A 15,801-nucleotide genomic window follows, 5' to 3' on the forward strand; every position below is an offset into this window, starting at 1 on the left:
GCGCGGCGAGGGCGGCGGCCGGGTGGCGGTCCTCGAATACGTCGCGGTCGTCGCGCGCGCCCAGGACGGCCGCACCGCCACCATCCAGGCGGCCCCGGACGCGCAGGCGGGGTGGCAGGTCGGCAGCGTCCTCTCCGGGGACGACGAGACCCGGCTCGCCACCCGGCTGCCGGCCGGTGCCGTCCTGCTGGACGAGCCGCAGATCAACGGCTGGTACGCGTTGAGCGCCGACGGCGTCCGGCTGCTGCGGGCCAGCCTGCCGCAGACGCCGGTCGGCGCGTTCGTGCCGCTGCCGGACTACCAGCGCCAGGTCCACGACCGGTACGCCGACAAACAGCCGGGATCGCAGTACCAGCGCGACGGCGGGCTCGGCTTCGCCCAGCACCCGGAAACGGCCGTGGCCGGAACGTCGGGGTGGTGGTGGGCAGGCCTCGCCGGGCTGCTGGTGGTCGTCTTGATTGTCTGGTGGGCTCGCAGAAAGTCGCCAGTCAGGCGCGACGAAGTCAAGACGGCCACCGGAAACCCGTGACGGACGTACCGACGCCCGGGGTCAGGCCGGGCGCAGCCGGTCGCGCAGACCGGCGGCGAGCCCGGCCACGGTCAGCAGGTCGACAAGCCCGCCGCCGTACTCGGCCAGCCGGGGGCGGCGCGCGCCGCTGAGCCGGAACCTGAGGTGGACCCGGGTGGTGCCGTCGCCGTCGTCCGTGAGGCGGATCGCCCAGCTGATCTCCAGGCGGCCGCGGGTGGAGCGGTGGACCAGGGTGTGCGGCGGGTCGTGGGTGACGATCTCGAAGGTCGCGTCGCGGCCGCCCCAGTCGTCGATCACGTCGCCCGGGCTCAGGTGCTGCAGGGCGGGGTCGAGCCGGCGCAGGGCGCGCCGGCGCCGGGGGAGGAGCGCCTCGATCCCCGTGGGCAGGTACCAGCCGGCGCGGTTCTTGCCGAGCTGGACGAACCAGGGCCAGACCCGCTCGGGCGGCGCGTCCAGGGTGAACCCACGGTCCATCACGACGTCCGGGCGGGGGACGAGGTCGTCGCCGGGCACGGTGGCGGCGACCTCGTCCGCGCGCGGTGCCACTCCGAAGCCGATCACCCTGACCACCACCGTTCCGTATCGAATGAAACCGTATCACTCGACGCCCTTTGGGGTAGGGTGCTCGCATGACCGGTAAGCCCAGGCCCCGCGCCACCGACCGCCCGGGGGACGTCTCCCCGTTCGCGCTGGGGCTGCTGCTGCGCCGGGCACACGCCCGCGCGGCGGGGGCGATGGCCGCCGCCATGCGCCCGCACGGGTTGGAGCTGCGGCACTTCGCCGTGTTGATCATTCTCGCCGACCGCGGGCCGACGACGCAGCGGGACCTGGTCGAGGCGACCGGTTCGGACAAGGCCGGGATCATGCGGGTCGTCGACGACCTGGAGGCGAAGGGGTTCGCGGTCCGCAACGCCGTGCCGGGGGACCGGCGGGTGCGCGAGGTCGAGATCACCCCGGCCGGGGTGAAGGCCTTCGACGCCGCGCACGAGGACGCGCTCGCCCCGGCCGAAGAGCTGGTCTCGCACCTGCGGGCCGGCGAGCCGGCGAAGCTGATGGACCTGCTGACCAGGTTCACCTATCCGCCCGAGGACGAGGCGTAAGCCGGTCACGCCACGGCGAGACCGTGCCTGAGGGGTCGCGGCCGTCGTCGCCCGTGACATGGCTTGCGTCGTAACGGTTTCCGGCGCGGATACCTCGGGTTGAATCCATTGTGGACCTTGTTCGACAGTAGATCGCCCGAACGGGCGCGATCTCCTCGTTGATGCATCACTCGGTGAATCCTTCGCGAGAGAACGTATCACATGATACCGTCGTGAACGCAACCACATGACTTCGTCGAGAGGAGGCGTATGGACCTGGACGGGATCGACGCGATCGGGCGGACCGCGTTCGAGGTGGCGCTGCTGCGCGCGGCCGAGGATCGCCGCCCGGACCGGCTCTTCGCCGATCCGTGCGCGCGGCTGTTCCTGGACGCCGCCGGGATCACCGGAGAGAAGCCGGACTTCGCCGCGCTGATGGGACCGCAGGTCGCCGTGCGGACACGGTTCCTGGACGACGCGCTGCTGTCCGGCGGGGCTCGGCAGGTGGTGCTCGTCGCGTCCGGAATGGACGGACGTCCGTGGCGGCTCGATTGGCCGGCCGGCACCGAGGTCTTCGAGATCGACCAAGCCCCGGTGCTGCGGTTCAAGGACACCGCCGCGGCCTCGCTGACGGCCCGGTGCGTCCGGCGCCCCGTTGTCGCCGACCTGCGTGCGGACTGGGCGGTGGCGTTGCGGGAGAACGGGTTCCGGCCCGACCGGCCCACGGCGTGGCTGACGGAGGGCCTGCTTTACGCGCTGGACGAAAGCGCCGCGGACGGCCTGCTGGCGACGATCACCGGGCTCAGCGCGGCAGGCAGCACGCTCGCGTTCGACCACGTCGAGACCAGCGCCGCGCTGCGGGCGGCGATCGGCCCCGACCTCGCCCGGCTGTGGCAGTCCGGGCCGGTCGATCCGGTGCGGTGGCTGACCCGCCACGGCTGGGAACCCGACGTGCGTGACCTCGCGGACGTCGCCGCGGACCACGGGCGGCGGATCCACCCGGCCTACGACCCGGCGGCCGGTGGCACGGCGCGGGCCTGGCTCGGCCGGGCCGTCTTCCGCGGACAGGAAAAGTGATCATGAGCGCACCGAAGTTCGTCACCCGCCTCGGTCCAGGTCGGCATGAGCCCGGGCGGCCTGCGGCTGGACGGTTTCGAGGGCAGGCGGCGTGCGGCGCGTGCGGCGCCGGGCCGGCCGACGTGGTGAAGGTGAAGGTCCTGGTCGCCGAGACCGCCGACGTCCGCAGGTACCTCCCGATCGAGGCCCGGTACCTCGCCCACCGCTCGGCAGCACCCTGTCCGTGGTGAAGGCGTTCGCCATGCTGGGCCTGCTGTTTTGGGTGGCCGCGGTCGCGGTGCTGCCGCGCTGAGAGGGCGGTGCCGGGGAACCTTTCCCGGCACCGCGCCCTCCGCTGGTGTGGCTGGATGTCGTGACCTGCTGCGCGACTGGTCGCGATGCCTGGGCGAGTTCGGGGTGGCGGCGGTCGCAGCCGCCGCGTGAGAGGGCGGTGCCGGGGAACCTTTCCCGGCACCGCTCACTCCGCTGCTACGTGGCTCGACGACACCGCGAACTGCTGCACCACCGGCCGGGCGATCGCCCACGCGGGCGCCATCCGCGCTCGCACCGCCGGATCGGCCGTCATCGCGCGGACGGCCGCCGCGTCGGTCCAGCGGGCGTGGTTGACCACCGTGGTGCCGTCGGAGGTGGCCAGCAGATCTGCCGTGATGAAGCCGGGCTGGTGGCGCAGCACCTCCTCCGCGTTGGCGTGCAACAGGTCCAGGAGTTCCTGCTGCCGTCCGGGCGGGACGGTGAAGGTCGAGATCACCACGACCACGGCTCAGCGCACCGGGAACATACGCTGCTTGACCGGCGGCAGCGCTTCGGCGAGGCGCAGCACCGTCCGGAAGGCGTGCCGCGGCAGCCGGGACGTCGTCGCCGCGCCGCGGGCGTTGCGAGTGGACAGGGCCAGTGCCGCGTTGGCGTAGACCCGCATTTCGTCTTCGTAGCCCCGCACGCCGTCGCCGGACAGGTGACGGCACAACGTGCCGGCGTCGCGCAGCGCCGTGTTGGCGCCGATCCCGGCCATCGGGGTCATGGAGTGGATCGCGTCGCCCAGCAGGGTGACGGCCGTGGGCGCCCAGTGCGGCAGCTCCGGCATCGTCTTGAGCGGGATCGCCGCGACGGTCGCGGGGTCGGTCTCGGCGATGATCCGCCGGAGCGGGGGCGCCCAGGTCGCGGTCCGGTCCTGGACCAGCTCGAGCAGGTCGGTGGTGCCGAGGTCGTCCGGGTAGGTCGAGCGGTCCGCGGCCCACGCCCACACCACGTACCGCGCCTCGGCGCCGGCGTCCCAGGTGGACAGGAACATCCAGCCGGGCCGGGCGGGTACGACGTTGGTGACGGCGCCGTCGACGAGCGTCGCCGGCAGGGCGCTCGCGAGCTCGGGGGTGAGCCGGACGCGGCCGGCGACGTTGACGATGCCCAGGTCTTCGCGCCGGAGATCGGGCAGCCGCTGCTCGCGGACGCGGGAGTTCGCGCCGTCGGCTCCGACGAGCAGGTCCGCCTCGATCGCGCGGCCGTCGGCGCTGTGCACGCGGACGCCGTCGCCGGTGTACTCGAAGCGGTCGAACGCGGTGCCCCAGCGGATCACCCCGTCGCAGCCGAGGAGCAGGGCGTCACGCAGCGCGTCGCGGTGCACCGCCCGCCGGCGCGTGACGGGATCGGTGTTGGCCGGGGTGCCGGTGTGGTCGCGTTCGGCGAGCACCCGCAGGTCCTGGTCGTGGAAGCGGACGATGTCCGGCGCCGGGGCCGACGTCTCGACCAGCTGGGCCCAGTTCTCCTCGGGGAGACAGGTGTGCAGGGCGCGCAGGCCGTCGGCGTCGAGGTGGATGCCGTAGCTGGCGGGCCGGGCGTCCGGGGTCGGGTGGCGTTCGAGCACGACGACGTCCACGCCGCTGCGGCGCAGTCCGTGGGCCAGGCACAGGCCGCCGAGCCCGGCGCCGGCGATGACGACTCGCATGAAGGTTCTCCCTCGTCGGTGGATCAAGAGCGGTGGATCAGGGCCGGTGGATCAGGCTTCGCCGGGAAAGGCGAGCCGGGTGAGCAGGTCGAGCAGGAGCTGCACGTCGCCGAGGCCTTCGCGCAGGTGCGCGGCGACGGGCTCGGCGCGGCGGTGAGCGGTGTCGAACACGGCCGTCCCGGCGGGCGTCGGGGTGATCGTGTGCACCCGCCGGTCGCCGGGGTGCGGATCGCGGGTGACGAGCCCGGCGCGTTCGAGGTCGTCGACGACGCGGACCATCGTGGCCTTGTCGCTGCCGACGGCGCCGACGAGCGCCCGCTGGCTCATCGGACCGCCGGAGTGGAGCGCGACGAGCACGATGAAGTGCCGGAACTCCAGCCCCAGCGGCCGCAGGACGCCCAGCAGCTCCGCGGCGACGCGGTCGTGGGCGCGCCGCAGCAGCAGGCCGAGGGCGAACGGGGATTCGTCACCCGGTCCGTCCGTCGCTCTCGCCGTGCCCAGCCGCATCGTCATGACCGAGAACGTATCAGTCAATACAACCTTGCGCAAGAAAGTTTCATGTGAGACGTTCTCGGGTGTGAACACGAACCCGGAAGTCCGCGTCCCGTCCGAACCCGCGGCCCCGCCGCGCAAGAACCGCTGGGAGACCGTCGTCGTGACCGCCGCGCCGACGGTGGCCTTCTTGGCCGCCAACGCCGTCAGTGGTCTCACCGCCGGCCTCGTGACCGCCGCAGTCACCGCGTTCGCCGCGTTCGGCTGGCGGCTCTACCGACGTCAGCCGGTGCGCCAGGCCGTGCTGGGCCTCCTGCTGGTCGCCGCGTGCGCGGTGGTGGCCGCCGTCACCGGCGAGGCACGCGGGTTCTTCCTCATCCCCGCGCTGATCCCGTTCGCGGTCATCGCCGTCTGCGTGACGACCGTCCTCATCGGACGCCCGCTGACCGGCCTCCTCCTCAACCGGGTCGCCGGCGGCCCCGCGGAGTGGCGGTCGGTGCCCCGGCTCCGGCGGATCCACACCGTCTCGACGCTCACCTGCGCGGCGGTCAACGTCGTCAACGGCGCGCTCCAGGTCGTCTACTACCGGGGCAACCAGCCCCTGGTCCTCGGGGCGGTGCACATCGCGACGGGTCCGGTGTTCGCCGTCATCGTGGCGGTGACGATCGCCTGCGTCCGGCGCGCCCGGCGCGACTAGTCCGTGGCCACGCTTCTGGACAGTTCATGGGGTATGGCGTTGTTCCACAACGCTTCGGCTTCGTCGAGGAAGGTCTGGTAACCGGGTGCACCGGGCTGAAGGACGAACTTCGGTTCCCCGGGCGCCTGGTAGGTGTAGTACTCGGCGAAGACGGCGGACAACGGGCCGGTGCGGTCCGGGTGGTTGTCCGTGGCGATGACGCCGACGGCGATCGGGTGCGGGACGAGCCGGACGGTCAGGTCGCCGTCCGTCGCCGTCTTGAGCTCGGCCAGCAGTCGCAGGGTGTGGCGCACGCGTTCCCGGGCACTGGCGGGTGACCGCTCCGCGTAGTAGCGCGCCGCGGCCGCGTCGATCGCCGCCGACTCGGGGTCGATGAGGACGAACCGGATCTCGGCCCCGCGCTTGAGGAGCTTTTCCAGCCGGGCGTAGTGGCTGTTGACGAAGGTGTTGCGGGCCATGCCGGTGAGGAACAGGTCGCCGGCGCCGTCGATCGCCCGCTCCAGCTCGGGGCCGAAACTTTCGCTGAAGACCGGGCGGCTGGCGCGGGCGAGCTGCTGTGCGGGCGACAGCGGCCAGGGTGTGCCGGCCTCCCACAGTCGCTCCGCCTCCGCGGCGAAGTGCTGGTACCAGGGAGTGTGCTCGGGTTCGAGGACGAACACCGGCGCCGCCTCGCCGGCCGGGTGGTACTCGTAGTGCTGGACGCACACCATCCCGCGCGGGCCGGACGCGTCGAGGCAGTTGAAACCCGCGGACGAGATCCGGGAGGAGACGCGCACCTCCAGCCGGCCGCTCGTCTTGCCCCGCAGGGTCGTCAGGTCGTCCAGCGTGGTCATGATCCGTTGCCGGAGCCGGCCGGGCGCGAGGGTCTGCGAAATGCGCCGATCAGCGGTTTCGATGAGCACGTCATCGGTCGGGTCGAGGACGAGCACGCGGATGCGGCCGCCGGTTTCGAGGATGGCGAGCATGTCGCTGCGCATGCCCTGGACGGTCCGGGTCATCGAATGGCCGATGAGCAGGACGTCGAACGCGTCGGCCCGCCGGGTGATGAGGTCGGCCGGGAACCGGGTCTTGAACAGGGCGGTCGGGTCGGCCTGGTGCGAGCGCCGGATCTGCTCCGTCAGCCGTCGTGACCGAATCTGGGAAAAGGCGAGCAGCGCCAGCAGTGCGAGGACCACGGACGACAGTGTCTTCACGTCGGAGATGCCGGTCGCCCCGAGCACGGTGAACGCCAGGGCCACCACGCCCAGCAGGTAGAGGTCCAGGTTGTCGTCGTTGATCAGACGGGTCAGGGACCGCCTGATCCGTCCGCGCTCGTCAGTCACGAAGCACCCGTCCTCCCCGGTCCCCGGCCAGCCTATCCGTACGGCAGGGCGCGTAGCCGATTCCGCGCGTACGGCGCTCGACGTACGCGCGAAGCCGCCTCTCGACCGGCGACGGTGGTGCGCCCGGCCCGGGACACTGTGCGCGTCAACGAATCCGTGTCGGATCGAAGGTGGCGCACATGACGGGGACAGTGCTCGGCGAACGGACGAAGGCGGGCTGGACGTGGGCGATGCGGGCCGCCGCGACCGGGGAGGTGCTGCTGGTGCTGCTGCAGGCGGCCACCGCGGGGCAGCTGCTGGAGGGGGTGGCGTCGGCCCGCACCCTGCACGGCGCCGGGGCGATCCCGGTGTCGGTGTTCGCGGTGGCCGAGCTGGTCGTCGCCGCGGTGCTGTGGCGTCGGGAGCGAGGTCCCGCGTGGCCCGTGTGGGCCAGCGGGGCCCTGGTCGTGATGACGGTCGTGCAGGCGATGCTCGGCGGGATGGGGAACCGGGCACTGCACGTGCCGTTCGGGGTCGCGCTGGTGGTGCTGGCGTCGGTGCTGGCCGCGTGGTCCTGGCGGTCGCGTCCGTCTACTGTGGAGTGATCGGCGCGGTGAACGTGTGCCGTCCCGGTCCTTCGGTCGTGGTCCCGCCGGGAAGCCGGATCTCGGCACGGGTGCCGGGCGGCACATCGACGGTGAGCCGCAGCTGGTGGCCGTCGCGCTGCCATGAGCTGCGGATCGGGCCGTAGGGGCTGAGGTGCTCCGCTTCGGCGCGGTCCAGGCCGCCGCCCGGGCGGGGCTCGACGATGAACCGGCGGTACCCGGCCTCGCCGGGGCCGGGGTCCTCGGGCAGCCGGACGCCCGCGACGTGCGTGTACAGGAACGAGATCGCGGCACCCTTGCTGTAGTGGTTGAGCGAACCCCGGGCCTCGCCACCGTCGACCGCGTCCCAGCGTTCCCAGAACGTCGTCGCGCCGCGGTCGAGCATTTCCAGCCACGACGGGATTCCCGTCGAGAACAGCACCCGGTAGGCCACGTCGAGGTAGCCGTGGTCGGCGAGGGTGGGCAGCAGCAGGCCGGTGCTGAGGAAGCCCGTGCCGACGTGGTCACCGGCGTCGGCGACCAGCGAGGCGAGCCGGGCGGCCACGGCGTCGCGCAGGTGCGAGGGCACCAGCTCGAACGCGAGCGCCCGGACGTGGTTGCCCTGCGTGGACTCGCCGAGCGTGCCGAGGTACTCACGTTGCCACGCCTGCCGGACGCGGTCCGCGAGCCGCCCGAACCGGACGGCGTCCGGGGCGTGACCGAGGATTCCGGCGATCCGGCCGAGCACCCGCGCGGAGCGGGCCAGGTAGGCCGTGGCGACGATGCCGTGGTCGGCCGCGGGATCGGGGTTCGGCGGGACGCCGGGCTCGAGCCATTCGCCGAAGTGCCCGCCGGTGTCCCACAGGAACTCCTCGTGCGGCATCGGTCTCCCCGCGCGGTCCGGGTGCCGCCCTTCGCGCGCGGCCGCCGCCGCGTACTCGACCCAGCGGACCATCGACGGGTACTGCCGGGCGAGGAGCTCCCGGTCGCCGTAGGCGCGCCAGAGCTCCCAAGGCACCAGAACCGCCGCGTCACCCCAGCCCGCGGATCCCGCCATCGCGTCGGTGAACGGGTTCCCGGACGGGCCGTCACCCGCGGGGTCGGGCGTGATCGTGGGGACGCGGCCGTCGGGCCATTGATCGGCGGCCAGGTCACCGAGCCACTTCGCGGAGAACCCGGCGACGTCGTGGGTCAGGGCGGCGGTGGCGACGTACACCTGCCAGTCGCCGGTGAACCCGGAGCGTTCCCGCTGCGGGCAGTCGGTCGGGACGTCGCAGGCGTTGCCGCGCAGGCTCTGCACCGCGGCGCGGTGCAGGGCTTCGAGACGGGCGTCGCCGCACCGGAACCAGCCGGTCTCGGGGAGATCCGTGTGCACGACCACGGCGGTGATGTCCGACGCCGCGAGCGGGCCCGGCAGCCCGTCGACCTGGACAAAGCGGAAGCCGTGGGTGGTGTGGCGCGGCTCGAACACGCCGGGGCCCGTCGACACCACCGTGTCCACCTGCCCGGCGGGCAAGAGCTGCTTGGTGGCGAAGTCGAACGCCCGCAGGTGGTCGGTGGTGACCCGGCCGTCCGGGCCGAGGTGTTCGCCGTGGGTCAGCGTGAGCCGGGTGCCGGCCGGGCCGAGGTCGCTCAGCCGGACCCAACCGTTGACGTTCTGGCCGAAGTCCACGACCACGCTCTCGCCGAGCCGGCTGACCGAGACCGGCGGGAGTTCCCCGATCCGCCGCACCGGCGGTGCTTCGGTGAGCACGAGCCGTTCCGGGCCGCCGTCGCGCGCGCGTGCCGGGTGCCAGCCGGGCGCGTCCAGGCCCGCGGAACCCGGTGCGGGCAGCCGGAAGTCGGTCGCCTGGCCGTCCATGAGGTCCGCGGTGATCCGGCTCGGCCGTGACCACCAGCCCGGGCCGGTGGTGACCGTGGTGGTGCCGTCGACCTCCAGGACCAGCCACGCGGCGACGCGGTCGCCGAAGCCGTCCGCGGCGCGTTCGAAACCGTGGCGGCCGCGGAACCAGCCGTCGGACACCAGGAACTCGACGGAGTTCACGCCGGGACGCAACAGCGCACCGACGTCGAAAGGCTCGACCTGGAGCCGCTTGCGGTAGGCGGTGAACCCCGGCGTCAGTTCGAGGTCGCCGACGCGGGTGCCGTTGACGAACAGTTCGAGGATCCCGTGCGCGGTCGCCCACGCCGTCGCGGTCACGACCGGCTTCGCGAGCGTGAACTCGTGACGCAGCTGGTAGGCCGGGCGCGTGCCCGGTGGCGCGACGACCGGCTCGTGCGGCTCGACCCACATCGCCGACGTCGTGGGCAGCGTGACGACGGTCCACGGCGCGGGCTCCGACCAGCCACTCTCCCCGAGATCGGTCCACACCCGGACCTGCCACGACGTAGCCGGGCGCTCCGGCAGCCCGACGAGCACCGACTGAGCACTCTCGCACCGGCCCGACGTCCAGTCCGGGCCGGACAGCCGCACTTCGTACGCGTGCTGCACGGCCGCGCCGTCGGGCAGCCACCACGAGAGGCGAGGCCGTGGCCCCGACGGGCGGCCCGGCGTGAGGTGGCCGAGCCGCAGCCGGGTGGGCACGGTGCTCACGTCAGCCGGTAGAGGTCGTAGCGCACGGTGTCCGGCGTGCGTTCCGCCGACGCCACCAGGACAGCGGCGGACAGCCGTCGTTCGACCGCACCGGAAACCGTTACCGTGAGCCGGAATTCGTACCGGGTTCGGTCGACGTGCTCACCGCGGGCGAGCGCGGCCAGCACTTCGGGCGGCCCGGTGCGGACGCCGGTGGAGGTGATCGAGACGAGCCCCTCGCCGGTGTCGACGAGGTAGCGCGCCTCGACCAGCGTGGTCCCGTCGGGCAGGATCCGCTGCCAGTCCGCGCCGACCGGCCGGATCGGCCCGGCCAGGCCCGGGCCGTCGAACCTTCCGCCCGTGACGGGGACGACCCGGCGGTGTCCCTCGAGCGTTTCGCCGAGGTCCAGGGGGTCGCCGAGCTCGACGACCGCGCTGCTGACGTATTCGAGTGCGGGCAGTTCGAACAGCGGCACTAGCGGACCTTCCGGATGGGCAGGATCAGCACCGCGCCGAGCAGCCCGGCGATCGCGCCGGCGATGAACAGCGCGGGGAAGTTCTGCGGCACGGCGGCCGTCGCGCCGATGGCGAGGATCGCGGGCGCCAGCGCCGGCACGATCGACGGCGGCAGGTTGCCGGCCAGGTTCATCAGCCCGAGGTCCTTGGCCGTGTCGTCGGGGTTGGGCAGCACCTGGGTGATGAGGGCGATGTCGACGGCGAAGTAGACACCCTGGCCGAGGCCGATGACGCCCATCGCGACGAGGAACATCGGGTAGGTGCCGGTGAAGGTGGCGAGCAGCAGCCCGCCGCCGAAGATCACGGCGGCGGTGACGACGAACGGCTTGCGGCGCCCGACGCCGTCGGAGACCTTGCCGGCCAGGGGCGCGAACAGCAGGGCCGCGCCGGTGAGCACCAGCGTGGACAGGAAGACGGCGTTCGCGATGCCGGCCGGCGGGATGTGGAAGACGTTCATCAGGTAGAAGGCCTGGTACGCCTGGATCGCGGCGACCCCGAAGAAGATCAGCAGCCGGCTGAGCCAGGCGTAGCCGAAGTTGGGGTGGCGCACCGGGTTCACCCAGAACGTGCGGGGCAGGTCGCGCCACGCGAACGCGGGCCGGTCCGCCGGCGACAGGCGCCGGTCCCGCATCGTGACGGCGAGCAGGAGCGTGCCGAGGACGGCGAGCCCGGCCGGCAGCAGGATCATCGCGGGCAGGTTCGGGGCGACCAGCTGCGCGACGAACAGACCGACGACCGCGCCGACCGGGAGGCTCAGCCCGACCACCGCGGACGCCGGGCCGCGCCGGTCCGGGGCCACCTGGTCCGGGATGACCGAGGTGAACGCGACGGTGGCCGCGCTCGCGCCGACCGTCGTGCAGCTCGCCGCGACGGTGAGCGCGAACGTCGTGGCCGCCAGCTGGAAGCCGATCGCGCCGAGGGTGAACAGGACGGCACCGAGCACGAGGAACGGCCGGCGCCGGCCGAACCGGCTCGTGGTCCGGTCGCTCAGCCTGCCGAACACCGGGAAGGCCACGAGGGAACAGAGAGCGCTGACGCTGGTCACGATCGACACCATCGTCGTGGCGCCGGCCGGGTCGAGCAGCGTCGCCTTGACGGACAGGGTCAGCACGGCCGGGACCAGGACGGCCATGCCCGCGCCGACCGCGGCGAAGGCGAAGAAGAAGAGGAACCCGCGCCGGGGCCCGGGAAACGCCGTTCCGGTGGCGGACGTGGATTCTTGGCGGAAAGAAGTACTCATCGTCGGGCACCTTTCGCGTCTCGGTCGGCTGACCTGCGGGAAGGATGAGCGCCGGGTGCGGTGTACCGTGAGGGAGATGCCAATCAATGGAACGCTGATGGCGATATGACCGATTCCGCGCGGGTGCGGGGCCGCCGTCCGGCCCACGGCGAACCGGTGGTCGACCGGGCGCTTTCCCTGCTGGCGACGTTCGACGCGGAGCATCGGAGCCTGACGCTGGCGGAGCTGAGCAGGCGGGCCGAAATCCCGCCGAGCTCGGCGCTGCGCCTGGCGAACCGGCTCGTGGACTGGGGTGCGCTGGAGCGGGACGACGCCGGGCGGTTCTGCGTCGGGCTCCGGCTCTTGGAGGTCGCGACACTCGCGCCGCGCGGTCACGGCCTGCGGCAGGTGGCGCTGCCGTTCATGCACGACCTCGCCGAGGTGACCCACCAGCACGTCCAGCTGGCGGTGCGCGACGGGATGCAGGCGATGCTCGTCGAACGGCTCTCGGCGCACCAGGCCGCGCCGGTCGACTACCGGATCGGCGGGCGGCTTCCCTTGCACTCCACGGGTGTCGGGCTCGCGCTGCTGGCCTTCGCGCCGAAAGAGGTGCAGGAGGAGCTGCTCTCCAAGCCGGTCTACAGCGAGCCGGACAACCGCCTGATCCCGGCGGACGTGCTGCGCCGCACGCTGGCCGACGTCCGGCGCGAGCGGCTGGCGATCTTCCGGCGGGAGGACGAGCACGAATCGATCGTCTCCGTCGCCGCGCCCGTGTTCGGCCGCGACGAGGCCGTGCTGGGTGTGGTGGGTGTCCTCGTCCCGAAGCGCGTCGCCCAGCCGCGCCGCCTCGGCCTGGCGGTGCAGACCACCGCGCGGGGCATCTCCCGCGAGCTGGGAGCGGCCCGCACGCCGGCCTGACCTGCCATTCAATGGCACGGACGTAGGTGTGCGCGACCGCCTGCGGCCATCCTCGGCGCCATGCTCCCTGTGCTCGACGACAACGGCGTCGCCTTCCGCGATCTCGACGGCGACGGGGTGATGGCCCCCTACGAAGACCCGCGCCGCCCGGCCGAAGAACGGGTGCGGGACCTGCTTTCCCGGATGACGGTGGCGGAGAAGGCCGGGTTGCTGTGCCACGCGCCGGTGTCGGTGGCACCGGACGGCGGGCTGGTCGACGCCCCCGCCGGGCTGCTGCCGACGGCGCCCACGACGTCCGTGCTGCGCGACGGGCACCTGCGCTGCCTGAGCCTGATGGCCCCGGTCGCCGCCGGGCCACTGGCCCGCTGGCACAACCGGGTCCAGGACCTCGCGGCGCACAGCCGGCTGGGGATCCCGGTGCTGCTGTCGTCGGACCCGCGGCACTCGGCCACCGAGAACCCGCTGACGTCGGTGGCCTCCGGCGGGTGTTCGCGCTGGCCCGAGCCGCTCGGGTTCGGCGCGCTGGACGACGAGGAGCTGGTGCGCGAGTTCGCTCGTACCGTGCGGGCGGAGTACACGGCCGTCGGCATCCGGCTCGCGCTGCACCCGATGGCCGACCTGGCCAGCGAGCCGCGCTGGGCCCGGATCTCCGGCACCTTCGGCGCCGACCCGGACGTCGTCGCGCGCCTGGCCGCGGCCTACGTCGAAGGCCTGCAGGGGCCGGCGCTCGGCCCGGGTTCGGTGGCCGCGATGGTCAAGCACTGGCCGGGCGCGGGACCGCAGGCGGGCGGGCTCGACGCGCACTTCGCCTCCGGGCCGGACCAGGTCTACCCGGCCGGGCGGTACGAGCTGCACCGCGACCGGTTCCGCCCGGCGTTGCGGGCCGGGGCCGCGGCGGTGATGCCGTACTACGGCCGTCCGGTGGGCGTGCCGGGGCTGCGTGAGGTCGGGTTCGCGTTCGACCCCGAGGTGGTGGCCGGGCAGCTGCGCCGCGACGAGGGCTTCGACGGCCTGGTGTGCACGGACTTCGGGCTGCTGACCGACAGCGTGCTGGCCGACGGGACGGTGTGGCCCGCGCGGGCCTGGGGTGTCGAGCACCTGGACCGGGCGGAGCGCGCCCTGCTCCTGCTGGACGCCGGGGTCGACCAGTTCGGCGGCGAGTGGTGCCCCGAGGTGATCACGGGCCTGGTTTCGGCGGGCCGGGTGCCCGAAGCGCGTCTCGACGAGTCCGCGGGCCGGGTGCTGACGCTGATGGTCCACTTGGGACTGTTCGAGAACCCGTACGTGTGTGCGGAAAACGCGGTAGGCACGGTCGGCCGCGCGGACTTCACGGCTGCGGGCGCGGCGGCTCAGCGGCGATCGATGGTCCTGCTCGACGCCGGAATCCTGCCGCTCGCCGAGGGCATCCGGCTCTACGTCGAAGGCGTCCAACCGGCGGTCGCGGTCCGATACGCGTCCCTTGTGGACACTCCGGCCGCGGCCGACGCGGCGCTGGTGCGCATCGAGACCCCTTACGAGCCCGCGCGGCAGCTGCCCGAGGCGTTCTTCCACCAGGGCCGTCTCGACCTGCCTCCCGACCGGCTCGACCACCTGACCGGGCTCGCCGCCACGGTGCCGACCGTCGTGGACGTCTTCCTCGAGCGCCCCGCCGTCCTGCCGGAGGTCGCCGAGTCCGCGGCCGCGCTGGTCGCCGACTTCGGGGCCTCCGACGAAGCCGTGCTGGACGTCGTGTTCGGCCGCGCGCGAGCGGAAGGCCGGTTACCGTTCGAACTGCCCCGCTCGATGGCCGCCGTCGAGGCGCACCCCGAAGACCTGCCCGGCGGGACGGCCGACCCGCTCTTCCCCCTCGGACACCCGCAGAAAGGCTGAGCCGCATGCCGATCCACCCCGCCGTCGCCGAGAAGCTCCCGCTGCTCGACGGCGTTCCCTCCTTCGAGGCGCTGGTGACCGACCCCGCGTTCCGTGACCGGATGGTCGAGTTCATGACGCCGTCGGCAGGTGGCCCGCCGCCGGTCGTCGAGACCCGCGACGAGAAGGTGCCCGGCCCGCACGGTCCAGTCCCGGTCCGCGTCTACGCGCCCGGCGAAGGGCGGCCGTGCCTGGTCTGGCTGCACGGCGGCGCGTTCAAGATGGGCGACCTCGACATGCCGGAGGCGGACTGGGTGGCGCGCGAGATCGCCGGCCGCGCGGGCGCGACGGTGGTGAGCGTCGACTACCGGCTCGCCGTCCCGTACCCGGTGCCGCACGACGACGTCGTCGCCGCGGTCCGCTGGGTCCGTGACACCCTCGCGCCGCCCCGGATCGTGCTGGGCGGCGCCAGCGCGGGCGGCAACCTCGCGGCGGGCGCGGCCCTGCGCCTGCGCGACACCGACGGCCGGCAGCCCGCGGCGCTGGCCCTGGTGTACCCGGTGCTGCACCCGGAACTCCCGCCGCCATCGGCGTCCCTGACCCGGCTCATGACCGAGGTGCCGCCGCTGCTGCACTTCCCGCCGGACGAGGTCCGCTCGATCACGGAGGCCTACCTCGGCGGCCCGGTGAGCAGCGCGGACGGCTACGCGATGCCGGGCCTGGCCGTGCTGGCGGACCTGTGCCCGACGCTGCTGCTCACCGCGGAGTACGACGACCTGCGTCCCTCGGGCGAGCGGTTCGCGGGAGCCCTGGCGGCCGCCGGGGTGGACGTGCACCACGTCCAGATCCGCTCGATGCTGCACGGCTTCCTGGGCCTGCCCTCGGCGATCGAGCCGGTGGACCGCGCCCTGCGGCTCATCGCGGGAACGCTCGAGTAGCCCAGCACCCCGCCAGCACGTCGAAAGCCGTGAAGGCCTCCTTACCGGCCATAAGAGCCGGTAAGGAGGCCTTCACGGACGAACCACGCGGC

General features: G+C 73.2%; 15 protein-coding genes and 1 pseudogene. 8 read left to right on the top strand and 8 right to left on the bottom strand.

Annotated elements, in window-relative coordinates; genetic code table 11:
• Positions 1 to 529 (top strand): annotated as a pseudogene (locus tag ACGFMK_RS46575) (hypothetical protein); the annotation flags it as partial.
• Positions 530 to 550: 21 nt separating this feature from the next.
• On the opposite strand, the gene ACGFMK_RS46580 reads toward ACGFMK_RS46575, so the two are convergent.
• Positions 551 to 1,090, bottom strand: a complete 540-nt coding sequence (locus ACGFMK_RS46580; RefSeq protein ID WP_392777718.1) for a hypothetical protein — start codon at positions 1,088 to 1,090, stop codon at positions 551 to 553.
• A 68-nt stretch (positions 1,091 to 1,158) separates the two neighbouring features.
• Between ACGFMK_RS46580 and ACGFMK_RS46585 the strand changes: the two genes are divergently transcribed.
• Positions 1,159 to 1,629: a MarR family winged helix-turn-helix transcriptional regulator gene (locus tag ACGFMK_RS46585; RefSeq protein ID WP_392777721.1), complete on the top strand. Its 471-nt coding sequence runs from the start codon at positions 1,159 to 1,161 to the stop codon at positions 1,627 to 1,629.
• A gap of 249 nt (positions 1,630 to 1,878) precedes the next feature.
• Positions 1,879 to 2,685, top strand: coding sequence for an SAM-dependent methyltransferase (locus ACGFMK_RS46590; RefSeq protein WP_392777724.1), 807 nt, complete (start codon positions 1,879 to 1,881; stop codon positions 2,683 to 2,685).
• A gap of 457 nt (positions 2,686 to 3,142) precedes the next feature.
• Here the strand turns inward: ACGFMK_RS46590 and ACGFMK_RS46595 are convergent, their stop codons facing one another.
• From ACGFMK_RS46595 to ACGFMK_RS46605, 3 genes are read right to left on the bottom strand one after another with little or no spacing between them, the layout of a single operon-like run.
• Positions 3,143 to 3,436 (bottom strand): antibiotic biosynthesis monooxygenase family protein, encoded by a 294-nt coding sequence (locus ACGFMK_RS46595; RefSeq protein ID WP_392777727.1) that lies wholly within the window; start codon positions 3,434 to 3,436, stop codon positions 3,143 to 3,145.
• Between the two features lie 9 nt (positions 3,437 to 3,445).
• Positions 3,446 to 4,624 (bottom strand): FAD-dependent oxidoreductase, encoded by a 1,179-nt coding sequence (locus ACGFMK_RS46600; RefSeq protein WP_392777729.1) that lies wholly within the window; start codon positions 4,622 to 4,624, stop codon positions 3,446 to 3,448.
• 51 nt (positions 4,625 to 4,675) lie between these two features.
• Positions 4,676 to 5,137 carry a MarR family winged helix-turn-helix transcriptional regulator gene (locus ACGFMK_RS46605; RefSeq protein WP_392777732.1) on the bottom strand — a complete coding sequence of 154 codons (462 nt, stop codon included), beginning with the start codon at positions 5,135 to 5,137 and terminating at the stop codon, positions 4,676 to 4,678.
• 64 nt (positions 5,138 to 5,201) lie between these two features.
• Here ACGFMK_RS46605 and ACGFMK_RS46610 point away from each other — a divergent pair, with 64 nt between their 5' ends.
• Positions 5,202 to 5,813 (top strand): DUF3159 domain-containing protein, encoded by a 612-nt coding sequence (locus tag ACGFMK_RS46610; protein WP_392777734.1) that lies wholly within the window; start codon positions 5,202 to 5,204, stop codon positions 5,811 to 5,813.
• Here the strand turns inward: ACGFMK_RS46610 and ACGFMK_RS46615 are convergent.
• A complete protein-coding gene (locus ACGFMK_RS46615) occupies positions 5,810 to 7,135 on the bottom strand; it encodes a DUF5919 domain-containing protein (RefSeq protein WP_392777738.1) in 1,326 nt (441 codons plus the stop codon). The genes ACGFMK_RS46610 and ACGFMK_RS46615 overlap by 4 nt on opposite strands.
• 179 nt (positions 7,136 to 7,314) lie before the next feature.
• On the opposite strand from ACGFMK_RS46615, the gene ACGFMK_RS46620 reads away from it, so the two are divergent.
• On the top strand, positions 7,315 to 7,719 hold the full coding sequence (locus ACGFMK_RS46620) for a hypothetical protein (protein WP_392777741.1): 405 nt from the start codon (positions 7,315 to 7,317) through the stop codon (positions 7,717 to 7,719).
• Here ACGFMK_RS46620 and ACGFMK_RS46625 read toward each other — a convergent pair.
• Genes ACGFMK_RS46625 through ACGFMK_RS46635 form a run of 3 tightly spaced genes read right to left on the bottom strand, consistent with a single transcriptional unit; the run spans position 7,706 to position 12,026 of the window.
• Positions 7,706 to 10,291, bottom strand: coding sequence for a family 78 glycoside hydrolase catalytic domain (locus ACGFMK_RS46625; protein ID WP_392777743.1), 2,586 nt, complete (start codon positions 10,289 to 10,291; stop codon positions 7,706 to 7,708). The genes ACGFMK_RS46620 and ACGFMK_RS46625 overlap by 14 nt on opposite strands.
• Positions 10,288 to 10,746, bottom strand: a complete 459-nt coding sequence (locus ACGFMK_RS46630) for a DUF3237 family protein (protein WP_392777746.1) — start codon at positions 10,744 to 10,746, stop codon at positions 10,288 to 10,290. The genes ACGFMK_RS46625 and ACGFMK_RS46630 overlap by 4 nt, the downstream gene beginning before the upstream one ends.
• Positions 10,746 to 12,026 carry an MFS transporter gene (locus ACGFMK_RS46635; RefSeq protein WP_392777749.1) on the bottom strand — a complete coding sequence of 427 codons (1,281 nt, stop codon included), beginning with the start codon at positions 12,024 to 12,026 and terminating at the stop codon, positions 10,746 to 10,748. Before ACGFMK_RS46635 ends, ACGFMK_RS46630 begins: the two co-directional genes overlap by 1 nt.
• Before the next feature lie 105 nt (positions 12,027 to 12,131).
• Between ACGFMK_RS46635 and ACGFMK_RS46640 the strand changes: the two genes are divergently transcribed.
• Genes ACGFMK_RS46640 through ACGFMK_RS46650 form a run of 3 tightly spaced genes read left to right on the top strand, consistent with a single transcriptional unit; the run spans position 12,132 to position 15,709 of the window.
• Positions 12,132 to 12,923, top strand: a complete 792-nt coding sequence (locus ACGFMK_RS46640; protein ID WP_392777752.1) for an IclR family transcriptional regulator — start codon at positions 12,132 to 12,134, stop codon at positions 12,921 to 12,923.
• Between the two features lie 60 nt (positions 12,924 to 12,983).
• Positions 12,984 to 14,792 carry a glycoside hydrolase family 3 protein gene (locus ACGFMK_RS46645; protein ID WP_392777755.1) on the top strand — a complete coding sequence of 603 codons (1,809 nt, stop codon included), beginning with the start codon at positions 12,984 to 12,986 and terminating at the stop codon, positions 14,790 to 14,792.
• A gap of 5 nt (positions 14,793 to 14,797) precedes the next feature.
• Positions 14,798 to 15,709, top strand: a complete 912-nt coding sequence (locus tag ACGFMK_RS46650; RefSeq protein ID WP_392777757.1) for an alpha/beta hydrolase fold domain-containing protein — start codon at positions 14,798 to 14,800, stop codon at positions 15,707 to 15,709.
• Positions 15,710 to 15,801: the final 92 nt, after the last annotated feature.

The organism is Amycolatopsis sp. NPDC049252, from assembly GCF_043197175.1.
In the GTDB taxonomy this organism is placed as follows: Bacteria; Actinomycetota; Actinomycetes; order Mycobacteriales; family Pseudonocardiaceae; genus Amycolatopsis.

Excerpts from the sequence above, each read along its gene's own strand:
- ACGFMK_RS46645 (WP_392777755.1), top strand. The coding sequence starts at position 12,984 with ATGCTCCCTGTGCTCGACGACAACGGCGTCGCCTTCCGCGATCTCGAC.
- ACGFMK_RS46640 (WP_392777752.1), top strand. The coding sequence starts at position 12,132 with ATGACCGATTCCGCGCGGGTGCGGGGCCGCCGTCCGGCCCACGGCGAA.
- ACGFMK_RS46600 (WP_392777729.1), bottom strand. The coding sequence starts at position 4,624 with ATGCGAGTCGTCATCGCCGGCGCCGGGCTCGGCGGCCTGTGCCTGGCC.
- ACGFMK_RS46605 (WP_392777732.1), bottom strand. The coding sequence starts at position 5,137 with ATGACGATGCGGCTGGGCACGGCGAGAGCGACGGACGGACCGGGTGAC.
- ACGFMK_RS46620 (WP_392777741.1), top strand. The coding sequence starts at position 7,315 with ATGACGGGGACAGTGCTCGGCGAACGGACGAAGGCGGGCTGGACGTGG.
- ACGFMK_RS46635 (WP_392777749.1), bottom strand. The coding sequence starts at position 12,026 with ATGAGTACTTCTTTCCGCCAAGAATCCACGTCCGCCACCGGAACGGCG.
- ACGFMK_RS46585 (WP_392777721.1), top strand. The coding sequence starts at position 1,159 with ATGACCGGTAAGCCCAGGCCCCGCGCCACCGACCGCCCGGGGGACGTC.
- ACGFMK_RS46650 (WP_392777757.1), top strand. The coding sequence starts at position 14,798 with ATGCCGATCCACCCCGCCGTCGCCGAGAAGCTCCCGCTGCTCGACGGC.
- ACGFMK_RS46590 (WP_392777724.1), top strand. The coding sequence starts at position 1,879 with ATGGACCTGGACGGGATCGACGCGATCGGGCGGACCGCGTTCGAGGTG.